15 protein-coding genes are annotated in these 15174 nt (G+C 70.3%); 6 read left to right on the forward strand and 9 right to left on the reverse strand.

Translation table 11 applies throughout. From position 1 onward, the window contains the following. Window positions 1-7: 7 nt before the first annotated feature. The 3 genes from AC5RV6_RS12695 to mca are packed head-to-tail and all read right to left on the reverse strand — an operon-like array spanning window position 8 to window position 3472. Complete coding sequence (locus AC5RV6_RS12695) at window positions 8-2182, reverse strand: thioredoxin domain-containing protein (protein WP_494007687.1); 2175 nt, start codon at window positions 2180-2182, stop codon at window positions 8-10. 3 nt (window positions 2183-2185) lie between these two features. Beyond that, a complete protein-coding gene (locus AC5RV6_RS12700) occupies window positions 2186-2497 on the reverse strand; it encodes a hypothetical protein (protein ID WP_494007688.1) in 312 nt (103 codons plus the stop codon). A 51-nt stretch (window positions 2498-2548) separates the two neighbouring features. Then, window positions 2549-3472 carry a mycothiol conjugate amidase Mca gene (gene mca / locus AC5RV6_RS12705; protein WP_494007689.1) on the reverse strand — a complete coding sequence of 308 codons (924 nt, stop codon included), beginning with the start codon at window positions 3470-3472 and terminating at the stop codon, window positions 2549-2551. A 65-nt stretch (window positions 3473-3537) separates the two neighbouring features. Between mca and AC5RV6_RS12710 the strand changes: the two genes are divergently transcribed. Next, complete coding sequence (locus tag AC5RV6_RS12710; RefSeq protein ID WP_494007690.1) at window positions 3538-3990, forward strand: DUF4307 domain-containing protein; 453 nt, start codon at window positions 3538-3540, stop codon at window positions 3988-3990. A 287-nt stretch (window positions 3991-4277) separates the two neighbouring features. Next, window positions 4278-4769, forward strand: a complete 492-nt coding sequence (gene greA, locus AC5RV6_RS12715) for a transcription elongation factor GreA (RefSeq protein ID WP_494007691.1) — start codon at window positions 4278-4280, stop codon at window positions 4767-4769. A 136-nt stretch (window positions 4770-4905) separates the two neighbouring features. On the opposite strand, the gene AC5RV6_RS12720 is transcribed toward greA, so the two are convergent. From AC5RV6_RS12720 to AC5RV6_RS12745, 6 genes are all read right to left on the reverse strand, one after another. Then, complete coding sequence (locus AC5RV6_RS12720) at window positions 4906-5478, reverse strand: rhomboid family intramembrane serine protease (protein WP_494007692.1); 573 nt, start codon at window positions 5476-5478, stop codon at window positions 4906-4908. 2 nt (window positions 5479-5480) lie between these two features. Continuing rightward, a complete protein-coding gene (gene ilvA / locus AC5RV6_RS12725) occupies window positions 5481-6722 on the reverse strand; it encodes a threonine ammonia-lyase (RefSeq protein WP_494007693.1) in 1242 nt (413 codons plus the stop codon). Next, window positions 6719-7969: an AI-2E family transporter gene (locus AC5RV6_RS12730; RefSeq protein ID WP_494007694.1), complete on the reverse strand. Its 1251-nt coding sequence runs from the start codon at window positions 7967-7969 to the stop codon at window positions 6719-6721. Before AC5RV6_RS12730 ends, ilvA begins: the two co-directional genes overlap by 4 nt. 39 nt (window positions 7970-8008) lie before the next feature. Beyond that, a complete protein-coding gene (locus AC5RV6_RS12735) occupies window positions 8009-8944 on the reverse strand; it encodes an aldose 1-epimerase family protein (RefSeq protein WP_494007695.1) in 936 nt (311 codons plus the stop codon). A gap of 28 nt (window positions 8945-8972) precedes the next feature. Beyond that, window positions 8973-9695, reverse strand: coding sequence for a GAF and ANTAR domain-containing protein (locus AC5RV6_RS12740; protein ID WP_494007696.1), 723 nt, complete (start codon window positions 9693-9695; stop codon window positions 8973-8975). A gap of 197 nt (window positions 9696-9892) precedes the next feature. Next, window positions 9893-10747: a Bax inhibitor-1/YccA family protein gene (locus tag AC5RV6_RS12745; RefSeq protein ID WP_494007697.1), complete on the reverse strand. Its 855-nt coding sequence runs from the start codon at window positions 10745-10747 to the stop codon at window positions 9893-9895. A gap of 342 nt (window positions 10748-11089) precedes the next feature. On the opposite strand from AC5RV6_RS12745, the gene AC5RV6_RS12750 reads away from it, so the two are divergent. From AC5RV6_RS12750 to AC5RV6_RS12765, 4 genes are all read left to right on the forward strand, one after another. Continuing rightward, entirely contained in the window at window positions 11090-12406 is a 1317-nt protein-coding gene (locus AC5RV6_RS12750) for a branched-chain amino acid ABC transporter permease (RefSeq protein ID WP_494008087.1), read from the forward strand. A 10-nt stretch (window positions 12407-12416) separates the two neighbouring features. After that, complete coding sequence (locus tag AC5RV6_RS12755; RefSeq protein ID WP_494007698.1) at window positions 12417-13397, forward strand: branched-chain amino acid ABC transporter permease; 981 nt, start codon at window positions 12417-12419, stop codon at window positions 13395-13397. 74 nt (window positions 13398-13471) lie between these two features. Then, a complete protein-coding gene (locus AC5RV6_RS12760) occupies window positions 13472-14416 on the forward strand; it encodes an ABC transporter ATP-binding protein (protein WP_494008088.1) in 945 nt (314 codons plus the stop codon). Continuing rightward, on the forward strand, window positions 14413-15159 hold the full coding sequence (locus AC5RV6_RS12765; RefSeq protein ID WP_494007699.1) for an ABC transporter ATP-binding protein: 747 nt from the start codon (window positions 14413-14415) through the stop codon (window positions 15157-15159). Before AC5RV6_RS12760 ends, AC5RV6_RS12765 begins: the two co-directional genes overlap by 4 nt. Window positions 15160-15174 lie beyond the last annotated feature (15 nt).

Here is a 15174-nt window from a genome sequence, read left to right on the forward strand (position 1 = left end):
GCGGGGCCTACTCGCCGCGCAGCAGCTCGCCAAGCTCCTCGGCGGTGTCCACGGGCCGGGCGCAGACCATGCCCCGGCACAGGTAGGCCCGGGCGCCGTCGCCGGCCCCGCGCGAGGCCAGCAGCGGCACATCCGGAACCGCGCGGGCCCCGGCGGAGACGGCTGCTGCGGCCGCCGCTGCGGAGCCGGCGTCGGGCTGCGCGCCGTTCAGCAGCCGCGGGGCGATCACGATGCCGGGTCCGCCGTCCCTGCGGGCCTCGGCGAGCATCGCGGCCACCTCGGCGCCGTCGGAGCCCACCACGGCCAGTTCCTGCGGACCGGCGACGGCGGCCTGCAGCACGCCCATGGCCCAGCCGACGGCGCGCGGGGCGCGCACCGACAGCAGGGCCGCGTGGGTCAGCAGGCTTTCGGCCATGGCCCTGCGACGGGCGGAACCGGTGTAGGCGGCTGAGGTCAGCAGCACGCCGGCAAACAGGGCCGTGCCGCTGGGAGCGGGGCCGTCCAGCGGGTCCGCCGCCGCTGCGGTGCCCTGCGCCCGGACCAGCTGCTCGGTCTGCTCCGCCGTATCCCGCAGCAGGCCCTCCGCCAGGAAGCGCTCCTCGACCGTGGCGAGCAGCCACTCCGCCTCGCGGTACCAGCGCACCTCCCCGGTGGCGGCAAACAGCGTGTAGAGCCCTTCGGCCAGCCCCGCATAGTCCTCCAGCAGTCCTTCAATGCCCTGCGCCGCGCCGTCGTGCGAGGTGCGCAGCAGCCTGCCGTCCTGCACATGCACGTCCAGGACATAGGCGGCCGCCGCCCGGGCCGCATCCAGCAGCCGCTCCGCGGTGAGCGCGTCGCCAAGATCGGCGGCGACCGCGGCGGCGTCGGCCAGCCCGGCCACGGCCAGGCCGTTCCAGCCGGCCACCACCTTGGCGTCCCGTTCAGGCTGCGGACGGGCGTCCCGGGCCCTGGCCAGCCGCGGGCGCAGCCGCAGCCAGCGTTCCTCATCCGCCGGGGCAGGCCGGCGGGCGAAATGCAGGGTGAACGCCCCGTCCTCCACCGCGCCGGACTCGAAATCCATCAGCTCGGCCACGAACCCGGCGTCCTCGGCGCCCAGGACCTCCTCCAGCCCGGCGCGGGTCCACACGTAGGTGCCGCCCTCGACCCGCCGGCCGTCGATGACGGTGTCGGCGTCCAGGGAGGAGGCGAACCCGCCGCCCGCTACCTGCAGCTGCGAGATCATCCAGTCCGCGGTGTCCAGGGCGGTGCGAAGGGCCAGCGGGCGGTCGGCGGGAGCCGCGTCCCGGGCCCACCAGGCATAGAGGCGCACCAGCTGGGCATTGTCGTAGAGCATCTTCTCGAAGTGCGGCACCGCCCAGCGCCGGTCCACGGCGTATCGGGCGAAGCCGCCCTCAAGCTGGTCATAGGTTCCCGAAAGCGCCATCGCGGCCAGGGTCCGCCCGGCCAGCCCCGCCGCGACGTCGGCGGTGGAGGAATCGGAGCGGGCGTGGAGCTGCAGGAAACGCAGGACGGTCGACGGCGGGAACTTGGGTGCCTGGCCGAAACCGCCGTAGGCGGGATCCTCCTGGTCGGCGAGGGTTTCCACGGCCTGCGAGAGGGCTGCCGCGGAGACGTCGGCGGCGCTGCCTTCGGGCGAGAAGGCGCTCATGTCCAGGGGCCCCAGCAGCCGCCGGTTTCCCTGCTGGGCGCCGGCCAGATGCGCGGCGATCCGGGCGGCTGCCTCCTCCGTTTCGGCGCGGCGGGCGGTAAAGGCCTCATTCACCGCCTCCAGCACCTGCCGGAAGGCTGGCATGCCCTGGACGGGCCGGGGCGGGTAATAGGTGCCCGCGTAGAAGGTGCGTCCGTCCGGCAGGGTGAAGACGCTCATCGGCCAGCCGCCCTGACCGGTCATGGCCTGGACGGCACCCATGTAGGCGGCGTCGACGTCGGGGCGTTCCTCGCGGTCGACCTTGATGTTCACGAAGTGCCGGTTCAGGTACTCGGCCGTCTCCGGGTCCTCGAACGACTCGTGGGCCATGACGTGGCACCAGTGGCAGGCGGCGTAGCCCACCGAGACGAAGACGGGCACCTGCCGGCGCTGCGCTTCCTCGAACGCCTCAGCGCCGAAGGGCCACCAGTCCACCGGGTTGCCGGCGTGCTGGCGCAGATAGGCGGAGGCCTGGTCCTGCAGCCGCCGGCCCACGGGTCAGCCCCTGGATCCGGTGCGGGGGGCGGAGCCTTCGGCTCCGGGGCCGGCGGAGGTACCGGCGTCGGGCTGATCCGCCGCGCCGGTTCCGGCGGCGGCGTTTTCCTCGTCGAGCATCGCCTGGCTGCGGTACCGGACCCGCCGGATGCGCTTCACCATGTCGCGGATCAGCAGGAAGATGGCGACCGCCACGAACAGGGTGAACAGGAAGCCCGCCACGCCGGGGGTCACCATGTCGGGAGTGAGCCCTTCCTTGAGCTCATCGTCCGGCACCGGGTTGACGGTCAGGGGCAGGCTGTAAAGGAGGTTCACGGGTCTGTCTTTCTTCTGCTGCGGCAGGCAGGCGGCTTGCTCACCCGCCCTCTATCGTATGCCAGCGAAAAGGTCGCGTTCAGGGAGTTCGGTCGGTACGCGGGATTCGATCAGGGAATAGTCCTCCCAGGGCCAGACCCGGCGCTGCAGATCGGTGCTGACGGCGAAGAAGAATCCCTGCGGGTCGACCTGGGTGGCGTGGCTGATGAGTGCCCGGTCACGTGTGTCGAACCACTCACCGCATTCGATCTGGGTGGTGGTGGGGTGGGTGGGCTGCGGCGGCTGGTGGCCTTCGCTGTCGCTCTCGAGCACCGCCGCCAGCCGGGCCGCGTACGGGGACTCCAGGCCGGCTTCCTCCAGGGCGCGGTGCAGCGCCAGGAAGCGCTCCGGGTTGAAGGCCCGGTCGTAGTAGAGCTTCAGCGGCTCCCAGGCCGCTCCGGTGCCCGGGTAGCGCTCCGGGTCGCCGGCCGCGTGGAACGCCTCGACGGCGATCCGGTGCGCCATGATGTGGTCCGGGTGGGGGTAGCCGCCGTTCTCGTCGTAGCTGAGGATCACATGCGGGCGGAAGGAGCGGACCAGCCGCACCAGCGGAGCGGCGGCCGTCTCCAGCGGCTGGCGGGCGAAGCAGCCGAAGGGCAGCTCCGGCAGCGGATCGCCCTCGGGCAGGCCGCTGTCCATGAAGCCCAGCCAGCGGTGCCGGACCCCGAGCACGTCCCGGCTTGCGGCCATTTCCCGGCGGCGCAGCCCGGCGAGGTCGCGCTTGGCCGCGGGGTTCGTTTCCATGGCCGGGTTCAGGATCGAGCCGCGCTCTCCGCCGGTGCAGGTGGCGACCATGACCTCGACGCCGGCGGCGGCGTAGGAGGCCATCGTGGCGGCGCCTTTGCTCGCTTCGTCATCGGGATGGGCGTGCACGGCCAGCAGCCTGAGCGCTCCGTGCTGCGGCCGGAGCGACGGGGATTGTGCCGAAGAGGACATCGACAAGGCAGAGCTCCTGAACGTTTGTGCGGAAGGGACGGACCGCGGTTCGGTAGACTTATCGGGTGAGCACCCAGGACCCCGCGGACCATCGGAGGCCTTCGGACGAAGCTGCCTCCGCTCCCAGCCTAGCCAATCGGTACGGGGCGCCCAAGCGGGGGCTGTCCCGCCGGTCCCGCCTCCTGCTGGCAGGCGGCGGTGTGGCCGTGGCCGTAGCCGCGGTTGCGTACGCGTCCCTGCCCTCGCCCGGGGCGGAAATGACGACCGATCCCGTCGGTTTCACCGTTCCGGACGCGACCTCCACCCTGGTCGACTTCAAGCTCACCAAGTCCCCCGAGGCGACGGTGACCTGCGCGGTGCAGGCCTTGAACGAGGGGTACGCCGTGGTCGGCTGGGAGTATGTCACCATCGGCCCCGCCGAGGAGTCGGTAACCCACCACCGGGCCGAGCTTCGGACAGTGTCCCTGGCCACCACGGGCAGCGTGCACACCTGCTGGGTGGTCGGCGCGGATTCCTGATCCGCCCTCGGGTTCCCGGCCCGCCGCGGGCAGGAGGTGCCGCAGCACCCGTCCGTTCCCGCCCCGGCCCGCCGGAGGCAGGTATTGGGTTATTCCGGTTGCCCAACTAATATGGACCTACGTTCAGCCCCGCCAGGTGATGCCCCAGGTGATGCCAGGGACTCGGGACGCCAGGGAATCTGGTCTCCGGTCACCGCACGGCGGGGTATTTGCTTGTCAGGCTGTTGCCCGGCGGGCAGTCAGCCAACCGGGCCGTCCAGCGGCCCGGATGTCATTAAGGAGAGACCGTGTCTACCAACAGCGCACCTGTCGCCTGGCTCACACAGGAGTCTTACGACCGCCTGAAGGCGGAACTGGATCACCTGTCCGGCCCCGGGCGCACGGAAATCGTGGCCCGCATCGAGCAGGCGCGGTCCGAGGGCGACCTCAAGGAAAACGGCGGCTACCACGCCGCCAAGGAGGAACAGGGCAAGGCTGAGGCCCGGATCCGCCAGCTGACCGATCTGCTGAACAACGCCCATGTGGGCGAGCCGCCGGCCGACGACGGCGTCGTCGAGCCGGGCATGCTGGTCGAGGCCCGCATTGCCGGGGACACCGAAACCTTCCTGCTGGGCAGCCGCGAAATCGCCGGCGACAGCAGCATCGACGTCTACAGCGAAAAGTCGCCCCTCGGCGCCGCAATCAACGGCCTCAAGGCCGGCGAGAGCACCACGTACACCGCACCGAACGGCAAGAGCATCGAGGTGGAGATCATCTCCGCCAAGCCGTACGCAGGCTAGGCACCTGCACCGAGACGCCGACGGCGGGCTCCTCCCTCGGAGGCGCCCGCCGTCGGCGTCTGCACCGCCGGAACGCGGGGCACCCGACCGGGAGGGCGCTGACGGCACCGGACGGGCCGGTGGATGCCGCCCGGGCTCAGCGCTGCGGCAGCGCCGGGTCCGACTGCCGCGGCCGCAGCAGGACGGCGGCCAGCACCCCGCCGGCGGCTCCGAACAGGTGCGCCTGCCAGGACACGCCGAAGCTGACCGGCAGCACGCCCCAGAGGATGGAGCCGAAGACGGCGAACAGCAGCAGGGCCAGCAGGATCTGCCCGGCGCTGCGGTTGTAGAACCCGCGCACCAGCAGATAGGCGAAGAGCCCGAAGACCACTCCCGAGACGCCGACCGTCAGGCCGCTGCCGAAGATCCACACGCCGAGGCCGGAGGCCAGCCAGCAGATCCCCGCCACCAGCAGGAACCGGCGGACGCCCTCCAGCAGCACCAGGAACGAGAAGATGATCAGCGGCACGGTGTTGCCCAGCAGATGCGGGACGCCGGCGTGCAGCAGCGGCCCGAAAAGGACGCCGTCGAGTCCGTCCACCCGGCGCGGGGCAATCCCCAGTTCGCGGATGAGCCCGCCGCCGGAGAACACGGTCAGGATGAACACGCCCCAGAGCACCGCCGCGAAGCCCAGTGAGCAGGCCAGTGCGGTGCGGGCGCGTTCTCCCATGGTCAGCCTTCCAGGACCATCGGCTGGAACCCCTGCGCCCGCAGGTTGTTCAGCACCTGCTCGCAGTGTTCGGCGCCCTTGGTTTCCATGTTGATGGTGATGGCGACGTCTCCCATGCTGATCGAGCCGCCCACCCGGGTATGGTCGACGCCGGTGACGTTGGCGTCGGATTCGGCAATGATGCGGGAGATCGCGGCGAGGGAACCGGGCCGGTCATCCAGCAGCATCCGCACCGTCAGGTACCGTCCAGCGGCGGCCAGGCCGCGCTGGATCACCTTGAGCATCAGCATCGGGTCGATGTTGCCGCCGGAAAGCACGACGGCGGTGGTCCCGGGATTCTCGATCCGGCCGTCCAGCAGGGCCGCCACGCCCACCGCGCCGGCCGGCTCGACCACCATCTTGGACCGCTCCAGAAGGAAGATCAGCGCCCGGGCGAGTGAATCCTCACTGACGGTCACCACGTCGTCCACCAGCTCGCGGATGATCGAGAAAGGCAGCTGTCCGGGCCGGCCCACGGCGATGCCGTCGGCAATCGTGGAGACCTTGGTCAGGGGCACCAGCGCATCGGCGGCCAGGGACGGCGGGTAGGCCGCGGCGTTCTCCGCCTGCACTCCGATGATGCGGATCTCGCGGCCCAGCTCGCGGGCCCGGTTCCGCAGGGCGACGGCGACGCCGGCGAGCAGCCCGCCGCCGCCGACACCCATCAGGACGGTGTCCAGGTGGGGTACCTGCTCGAGCAGTTCCAGTCCGATGGTGCCCTGGCCGGCGATGATGTCCACGTTGTCGAACGGGTGCACGAAGACCGCGCCGGTCTCATCGGCGAACCGCTGGGCCTCGGCCAGGGCCTCGTCGACGTTGTGCCCGTGCAGCACCACTTCGGCGCCGTGCCCGCGGGTCGCGGCGAGCTTCGGCAGCGCGACGCCCAGCGGCATGTAGATCCGTGCATGGATGCCCAGCCGGGCGGCCGCCACGGCCACGCCCTGGGCGTGGTTGCCGGCGGAGGCCGCCACCACTCCCCTGGCCTTCTCCTCGTCGCTGAGCCGCGCCATCCGCACGTAGGCGCCGCGGACCTTGAAGGACCCGGCCCGCTGCAGGTTCTCGCACTTGAAGAACACCTCGCCGCCGGTCATCCGTCCGAGGGCGCGGGAGGCCTCGATGGGGGTGCGTTCAATGACGCCGTCCAGCAGCTTGGCGGCGGCTTCGACGTCGTCGATGGTTACGGGCAGCAGGGGCAGGTCGGTCACGTCAGTTCTCTTTTTCCATCGCCGGCGCCGTGCGCCGGCTCGTCTTCGTCATCGTCTTCCGGTTCCGCGGCCCCGGGGGGTGGCCCCGCCGCCTCGGAGTTGAACAGCGGATCCTTCTCCAGGGCGGGGTCGTGTTCCCATTCCCGGCCGGAAATGTAGCGCACCATGGCGTTCAGGATCGCCAGCAGGGGCACCGAGAACAGCGCACCGGCGACGCCGGCGACCAGCGTGCCGCCGGTGACGGCGACAACCACCGCCAGCGGGTGGAGGGACACCGCACGGCCCATGATCAGCGGCTGCAGGATGTGCGACTCCACCTGCTGGACCAGCAGCACAATGCCCAGCATGATGAGCGCGTTCACCCAGCCGTTGGCGACCAGGGCCAGCAGCACGGCCACGAAGCCGGTGACGAACGCTCCCACCAGCGGCACGAAGGCGCCGAGGAAGACCAGCACGGCCAGCGGCAGGGCCAGCGGAACGCCGATGAGGGCGGCACCGCCGCCGATGCCGACGGCGTCGATCAGGGCGACGACCATCTGCACCCGCACATAGTTGACCATCGACGTCCAGCCGCGCACGCCTGCGCCGTAGGCCGCCGGGCGGGCGCGCCGCGGCATCAGCTGGACGGTGAACAGCCAGATCCGCCGCCCGTCGAGCAGGAAGAAGATCAGTGCGAACAGGGTCAGGAGGATACCGGCGGCGAAGTGGCCGGCGCTGCTGCCCACGGTCAGGGCGCCGGAGAGGATGTTCGCTGAGTTGTTCTGCAGGGTGGTGGCGGCTTCGTCCAGCAGGTCCTGGATCTGCGCGCTCGTAACCTGCAGCGGTCCGCTGGCCAGCCAGTCCTGGATCTGCTCGAAGCCGGTGAGCAGCTCGCCCCAGAGATTCCGGAATCCCAGCGCCAGCTGGCGTCCCACCAGGGTCAGGGCGGCGACTATCAGGCCGAGGAAGGTCACGATGGTGACGGTCACGGCGAGCCCGCCGGGCACCCGGTTGCGCTGCAGCCAGGCGGAGATCGGGGACAGCAGCCCGGCCAGCAGGGCGGCGATCATCAGCGGAATGATGATCAGCGTGAATTGGCTGAGGATCCAGATCAGCCCGGAGCCGACGATCAGCACGATGCCGAGCCGCCAGGCCCAGGAGGCGCTGATCCGAAGGGCGTAGGGAACGTCGTCGCCGGCGCGGGCGGAGCGCACGGCCGCCGCCTGGACAGCCCGGGGTGCGGCGGTCCGTCGTGCGTGGGGTCTCATGGCCTCATCTTTCCATATAGCCTTCTCACCGCCGGTCCGTTACGGGAACCGGGTGGAGCGGCCGGGCCTGATGCCCCATTCGCCGCCCACGGAGGCCCCCGGGTCGAGCCACAGCAGGCCTTCGCCGGAGTTCAGCGCATTGGCGGGGGCGGTCATGGGCTCGATCGCGACGGCACGGGCCCGGCCCGGGAACCGGTCGGTGACGAAGACATGGACATAGGGGAAGGCCTGGTCGGTCCACAGCGTGAGGCTGCGCCCGTCCGGGGCCCGGAGCACATGCCGGTACTCGCCCTGTTCTGCGGTCAGCCGCGTGTAGGCAGTGTCCGTGAGCATGTCGCCCACCCTCCGGCCGCGGCGCAGGTCGTGGCCGCCGTCGACCGGGACCTCTCCGGTGGGGATGAGCCGATCATCCGTTTCCAGGCGCGCGGAGGCCGGCACGGTCAGTTCCAGGTCCTCCGTGGGCGTGTCGCCCAGCCTCAGGAAGGGATGGGCGCCGAAGGCGGCCGGCGCGCTGCGGCCGGAGAGATTCACCAGTTCCTGGCGCACTCTCAGGCCGGCTCCGTCGAGGCAGTAGCTCACCCGGTGCAGCAGGTGGAAGGGCCACCCGTGCTGCGGATGGATGGCGGCCTGCAGGACGACGCACTCCGGGGTCTGCCGGACCAGCCCGTAGGCGGTGTTGCGCAGGAGCCCGTGGCTGGCGTGGCCGCGGGACGGTTCGGTGATGTCCAGCTGCTGGACCTCGCCGCCGAGCGTCCACCGGGCATCGGCCACGCGGTTGGGCCATGGGGCGAGCAGGATTCCGGCGGCAGAGGGAGCGATTGAATCGTCCGGGTAGGTCTCCACCAGCTGGACGCCCTCCACCGTAAAACTTCGGAGCCCGCCCGCGAGGGCCGCAATCACGGCGTGGGAGTCCCCCCGGGAAAGGGTGAACTGCTCGCCGGTGGCCGGCTGTCCTTCCGGGTGTATCTGGGACATGGATCCAGCCTACCCGCAGCACCCCCGGCTATTCATCGAAATGGGTGCGAACCCGCGCGCTCACGCCTGCAACCACCCCGGCCGCGACCTCCCGGACCTTGATGTTGCGGGAGTTGGAGACGTTGCGCAGGATCTGGACCGCTGCCTCCTGGCTGCAGCTGTTCTGCCCCATGATGATGCCGACGGCTATGTCCACGACGGTGCGTGACTCCAGGGCCGCCTGCAGGTTCCGCGCACGGTGGAGCTGGGCGTCCAGGCGCAGTGCGAGCCGAAGGGAGGGGGCGGCGGCGGCGGTAAAGCGCCTCAGCAGTCCCATGCTGTCGGTGCCGAAGGACTCGGGGTCCTCCGCGTAGCAGGCCAGCGCTCCGCGGCTGCCGGGCTCCAGGACCAGGGCGAGGGCTGCAGCCGACCTCAGCCCGGTTTCGGCCACGGCGGCGCCGTACGCCCGGTACCGGCGGTGGCTGCCCAGATCCCGGACCAGGACCTCCGCTCCGGTGTCCAGCACCGTGCTGCAGGGGCCCTCCTCCCCCACCCCGGCCTCGTCCATCCGGTCCGCCCGCCCGCTGCTGCCGGTCCATAGCCGCGGACGCCGGCTCCGCTCGAGCGTGACGGCGCATTCGTGCACGCCCAGCCCGGCGTGCTCATCGGCGCAGAAGGCGGCGAAGGCGGCAAGGAAGTCCTCCAGTCCCCCGGCGTCCAGCAGCAGCTGCTGGAGACGTTCCGGGACCCTGGCCGTGCCGTTCCCCGCCATGACCGTCCTCTCCCGGCGCCGGTCCCCCGACCGCGGTCGCCGTGCCCGCTGCTGCCATGCGGCCCGGAAGGTCCGGCAGCGGCGGGAATGCACGACTGTAGGCGCAGGCCTCGGCACGGGGCCAGAGTGAAACGCAAAAGGCGGGGGCCGCGGACATGGTCCGCGGCCCCCGCCTTGGGTTTTTGAGCTGCGCTGCCTTACTCGTCGCCGCCGCGCAGGATGGCCAGCAGGCGCAGGATCTCAACGTAGAGCCAGACCAGGGTCACGGTCAGGCCGAAGGCCGCGGACCAGGAGTAGCGCTGCGGAGCGCCGTTGCGCACGCCCGCCTCGATGGAGGTGAAGTCCACAATCAGGGAGAACGCCGCCAGGCCGATGGCCAGCAGGCCCACGAGCACGCCCAGCGGAATGCCCATGATGGTCACGTCGGTGCGCAGGCCCCAGGCGCTGTCGGTGGCGCCGAAGAGCATGAGCCCCAGGTTGAGCAGCGAGAACACCGCGTACCCGACCATGGCGATCAGGAAGAACCGCATGGCCTTCGGGGTGGCGCGGACCTTGCCGCTCTTGAACAGGGCGAGGCTGACGCCGAAGACGGCCAGGGTGCCGAGCACGGCCTGCAGGCCCACGCCCGGGGCGTAGCTGTCGATGACGCGGGTGATGCCGCCCAGGAACAGGCCCTCGAGGCCGGCGTAGGCGAGGATCAGGCCGGGCACCGGCTCGCGCTTGAAGGAGTTGACCAGGCCCAGGACGAAACCGCCCAGGGCGCCGATGATCATCAGGCCCGTCGCCAGTCCCGGTGCGACGGCGAGCGCGACGGCCGCGCCGGCCACCACGACGGCCAGGCAGGCCAGCGTCTTCATGATGACGTCGTCGTAGGTCATCCGGCCGGTCTGCGCCGGGCCGGCCGACGGCGCCGTATACATTTCCTGCAGCTGCTGCGGGCTCATGTACTGTCCGGCGGCCGCGGGGGCTGCCGGGTGTTCAGCCATGGCTGCACCGCCGGTCTGGGAACGGAAGTTCTTTCCGTTGAATACTGGGTTGCCGCCAAGTGCCATGTGGGTCTGTCCTCCATCGTCGGGGGGCTGTTTTCAGAAGCCTACCAATCCCAACGGACAGGCGGACTCCGGGATTCCCGCAGCCGGGCGCCTGCGTATAACGATTCGGCTTCACCCCCGCGTGCCGGGCCCGTCCACCCTTGCTCCCGCACGGCATGCACCAAGTCGTTATCGTTTCGCGACCCGCCGTCAACATAATCGCGCCCCGACGGAAACAAACCACGGTTAGCATGTTCCTCACTCCGTGACATGCATCACATGCGTCACGCCACTGCGCCTATCCGGCGCCCGAACCCCCGCGTGGAGGTTTCAGTCTTGGGAACTACTTCGGCGCCAGCCCGGATGACCGGGGTGCTGGCAGCGGTGATCGGCATCTGGGCCGCACTGCTGTTCGGCTCCCTGCCCGCGCAGGCCACCACCACTCCGCCCGGCACGCCCGCACCGGAGGCGTCGGCCAGCCCGGGCGCGACCGACGGCGCGGACTTCCAGAACCGCATCAGCGGAGTCCTCCGCAACGCCGGCGCACCGGTGCCGGACGTGCGGATCACCGCCGTCGGCAACGGATACGAGGCGGAGACCTTCACCTCGGAGAACGGCTCCTGGTCCATCGGGGTCCCGGAGCAGAGCACCTGGGAGGTGGCCGTGGACGAATCCACGCTGCCGGACGGCGTCGCCCTGGCCGAGGGCCAGGAGAATCCGCGCGACGTCGCCTTCACCGGCACCTCGAACATCACCACCCTCTTCCTGCTGGGCGAGGGCATCGTGGTGCAGCAGGACAGCTTCGCCACCGTGCTGGCCGAACGGGCCGTGGCGGGCCTGAGCTTCGGGCTGCTGCTGGCGCTGAGCGCCGTCGGCCTGTCGCTGATCTTCGGCACCACCGGGCTGACGAACTTCGCACACGGCGAGATGGTCACCCTCGGGGCGGTGCTGGCCTTTGCCTTCTACTCCGCGGGAATGCCCACCTGGGTGGCCATCCCCCTCGCCGTCGTCGGAGGCGCCGCCGCGGGCTGGGGGCAGGACGCCGGGCTCTGGAAACCGCTGCGCCGCCGCGGCAGCGGCCTGGTGCCGATGATGATCGTCAGCATCGGCCTGGCACTGGCGGCCCGGTACATCATCCTGTTCTTTTTCGGCGGCGGCACGCAGCAGCTGCCCGGGGCACAGAGCCCCATCCTGAACTTCGGTCCGGTGTCGATCTCCCGCAACAGCCTGGTCTCGCTGGGGGTCAGCCTGGTGGTGATCCTGGTCGTGGCGATGCTGCTGCTGCGCACCAGGATCGGCAAGGCCACCCGGGCGGTGGCGGACAATCCCCCGCTGGCGGCGGCGTCGGGCATCGACGTCGACAGGGTGATCCGGATCGTCTGGACCACCGGCGGCGCCCTCGCGGCGCTGGGCGGCATCCTGTGGGCGTACTACCGTCCCGGGGTTTCGTTCAACATGGGCCAGCAGATCCTCCTGCTGATCTTCGCCGGCGTCACCCTCGGCGGCCTGGGCACGGTCTTCGGGGCGCTCATCGGATCGGTGATCGTCGGGCTTTTCGTGGAGATCTCCACCCTTTGGCTGGAAGCGGACCTAAAATACGTAGGCGCGCTGGTCATCATGATTCTCGTCCTCCTCGTCCGGCCGCAGGGCATCCTGGGCCGCCGCGAGCGCATAGGTTAGGGGCTTCGGCATGGACATCGGCAACATCCTGATCAACGCGCTGGGGGAAATGATCAGCCCCACCACCGCCGCATACGCACTCGCGGCCCTCGGGCTGGCGGTGCACTTCGGCTACACCGGCCTGCTGAACTTCGGCCAGGCGGGCTTCATGGCCGTCGGCGCCTACGGCTTCGCCATCTCCGTCCTGACCTTCGGTGCGCCGCTGCCGGTGGCGCTGCTGGTGGCGCTCATCGCCTCGGTCGCGTTCGCCGTCGTGCTCGGCCTGCCGACGCTGCGCCTGCGCGCCGACTACCTGGCCATCGTCACCATCGCCGCCGCGGAAATCGTCCGCTACGTCGTCACCACCAACGGGCTCACCGCAGTCACCGGCTCCGCCAACGGCCTGGCCGCCTTCGAGGGCGGGTTCTACGCCCTCAACCCCATCCCGGCCGGCAGCTACGACCTGGTCCTGTTCACCTGGAACGAGCGGGACCTGTGGATCCGCATCATCGCCTGGATCGTCGTCGCCGCGGCCTGCCTGGTGGTGTGGATGCTGATCCGCAGCCCCTGGGGGCGGGTGGTCAAGGGCATCCGGGAGGATGAGAACGCCGTCCGCGCCCTGGGCAAGAACGTCTACGCCTACAAGATGCAGGCCCTGATCATCGGCGGCCTCCTGGGCTCACTGGCCGGCATCATCTTCACCCTGCAGCGGGGTGCGGTCCAGCCGGCAAACTACGGCACGGAACTGACATTCTTCCTCTACACGGCGCTCCTGCTGGGCGGCATGTCCACGGTCCTGGGACCCGTGCTGGGGGCCATGGTGTTCTGGGCCGTGCTCTCGCTGACCCAGAGCCTGATCTACGGCGCCGTCGAATCCGGCGCCGTCACCTTCATCAGCACCGTCCAGGCCGGCCAGCTGCGCTACATCCTGGTCGGCGTGGCCCTGATGCTGCTGATGATCTACCGGCCCCAGGGCATCCTCGGGAACAAGAAGGAGCTCTCGTTCGCATGAGCCATGCAGCAGAACCGGCAGGCCAGGGGCCGGCCGGAGCCCACGCAGCCGACGCGCCGTCCGCCCTCGACCACATGACCGACACGCGGCCCATCGCCGAACAGCCCGGCCCCGGCTGCCGCAAGCGCGATCCCATCCTGGTCGCCAGCGACGTGACCCGGGCGTTCGGCGGCATCAAAGCGGTCGACGTCGGGCATGTGGAGATCCCGCGGAACAAGATCACCGCCCTGATCGGACCCAACGGGGCCGGCAAGACCACCCTGTTCAACCTGCTCACCGGATTCGACACGCCGCAGTCCGGGACGTGGACGTTCGAGGGGCAGGACCTGGCCGGTGTGCCGGCCTACAAAGTGGCGCGGCTGGGCATGGTGCGCACGTTCCAGCTGACCAAGGTGATGGGCAAGCTGACCGTGCTGGAGAACATGCGCCTGGGCGCGTCGCAGCAGCCGGGCGAGGCCCTGCGGCGGGCCCTGCTGCCGCCGCTGTGGAAGCGGCGGGAGCAGGAAATCACTGAGCAGGCGGATGAACTGCTGGCCCGGTTCAAACTCGACACCAAGCGCACCGATTACGCCGCGTCCCTTTCAGGCGGGCAGCGGAAGCTGCTGGAGATGGCCCGCGCCCTGATGGTCCGCCCCAAGCTGGTCATGCTCGACGAGCCGATGGCAGGCGTGAACCCCGCCCTGACGCAGTCCCTGCTCGACCACATCCGAAACCTGAAGGCCGACGGCATGACGGTGCTCTTCGTGGAGCACGACATGCACATGGTCCGGCACATCGCGGACTGGGTGATCGTCATGGCGGAGGGAAAGGTGGTGGCCGAGGGCCCGCCGGCCGAGGTGATGAAGGATCCCGCGGTCATCGACGCCTACCTCGGCGCCCACCACGACGTCGACCTGGGCGATTCCAAGGGCTTCGAGAAGCTCGAGGAGGAACTCGAGCACGACCCCGAGTCCGTGATCGGTGAGGAGCCGGACGGCATCGTCGGCCGGCGCATCGACGAACGCAAGGAGAAGCCATGACCGCCCAGGACTTCGAGGGCGACGCCGTCGTCACCGTCACCGACCTCGTGGCCGGCTACCTGCCGGGCGTGAACATCCTCAACGGCTGCAGCATCGAGGCCCGGCGGGGCGAGCTGATCGGCATCATCGGACCCAACGGGGCCGGGAAGTCGACCCTGCTCAAAGCGATGTTCGGGCTGGTCAAGGTCCATTCGGGCACCGTCACCGTGCGCGGCCAGGACCTGACCGGACTGAAGGCCAACAAGCTGGTGAGCCGCGGGGTGGGGTTCGTGCCGCAGACCAACAACGTCTTCCCCTCGCTCACGATCGAGGAGAACCTGCAGATGGGCATGTACCAGCGCCCCAAACGGTTCCGGGAGCGGTTCGACTTCGTCACCGAGCTGTTTCCGGAGCTGGCCAAGCGCCGGGCCCAGCGGGCCGGGTCCCTCTCCGGCGGCGAGCGCCAGATGGTGGCCATGGGACGGGCCCTGATGATGGAGCCGGCCGTGCTGCTGCTCGATGAGCCCAGTGCGGGCCTCTCCCCCGTCAAGCAGGACGAGACCTTCCTCAGGGTGCATGAAATCAACCGTGCCGGCGTCAGCGTCATCATGGTCGAGCAGAACGCACGGCGCTGCCTGCAGATCTGCGACCGCGCCTACGTGCTGGACCAGGGCCGGGACGCCTACACCGGCACCGGCCGTGAACTGATGAAGGATCCCAAGGTCATTCAGCTTTACCTCGGCACCCTGGCCGACGCCGTCTGACCTCCGGCACCCCGC

This window comes from Arthrobacter saudimassiliensis, from assembly GCF_059090665.1.

Bases quoted from the DNA above. Each gene is read 5' to 3' on its own strand.
- mca (WP_494007689.1), bottom strand. From the start codon at position 3,472: ATGTCCTCTTCGGCACAATCCCCGTCGCTCCGGCCGCAGCACGGAGCG.
- AC5RV6_RS12720 (WP_494007692.1), bottom strand. From the start codon at position 5,478: ATGGGAGAACGCGCCCGCACCGCACTGGCCTGCTCACTGGGCTTCGCG.
- AC5RV6_RS12730 (WP_494007694.1), bottom strand. From the start codon at position 7,969: ATGAGACCCCACGCACGACGGACCGCCGCACCCCGGGCTGTCCAGGCG.
- AC5RV6_RS12735 (WP_494007695.1), bottom strand. From the start codon at position 8,944: ATGTCCCAGATACACCCGGAAGGACAGCCGGCCACCGGCGAGCAGTTC.
- AC5RV6_RS12740 (WP_494007696.1), bottom strand. From the start codon at position 9,695: ATGGCGGGGAACGGCACGGCCAGGGTCCCGGAACGTCTCCAGCAGCTG.
- AC5RV6_RS12745 (WP_494007697.1), bottom strand. From the start codon at position 10,747: ATGGCACTTGGCGGCAACCCAGTATTCAACGGAAAGAACTTCCGTTCC.
- AC5RV6_RS12750 (WP_494008087.1), top strand. From the start codon at position 11,090: ATGACCGGGGTGCTGGCAGCGGTGATCGGCATCTGGGCCGCACTGCTG.
- AC5RV6_RS12755 (WP_494007698.1), top strand. From the start codon at position 12,417: ATGGACATCGGCAACATCCTGATCAACGCGCTGGGGGAAATGATCAGC.
- AC5RV6_RS12760 (WP_494008088.1), top strand. From the start codon at position 13,472: ATGACCGACACGCGGCCCATCGCCGAACAGCCCGGCCCCGGCTGCCGC.
- AC5RV6_RS12765 (WP_494007699.1), top strand. From the start codon at position 14,413: ATGACCGCCCAGGACTTCGAGGGCGACGCCGTCGTCACCGTCACCGAC.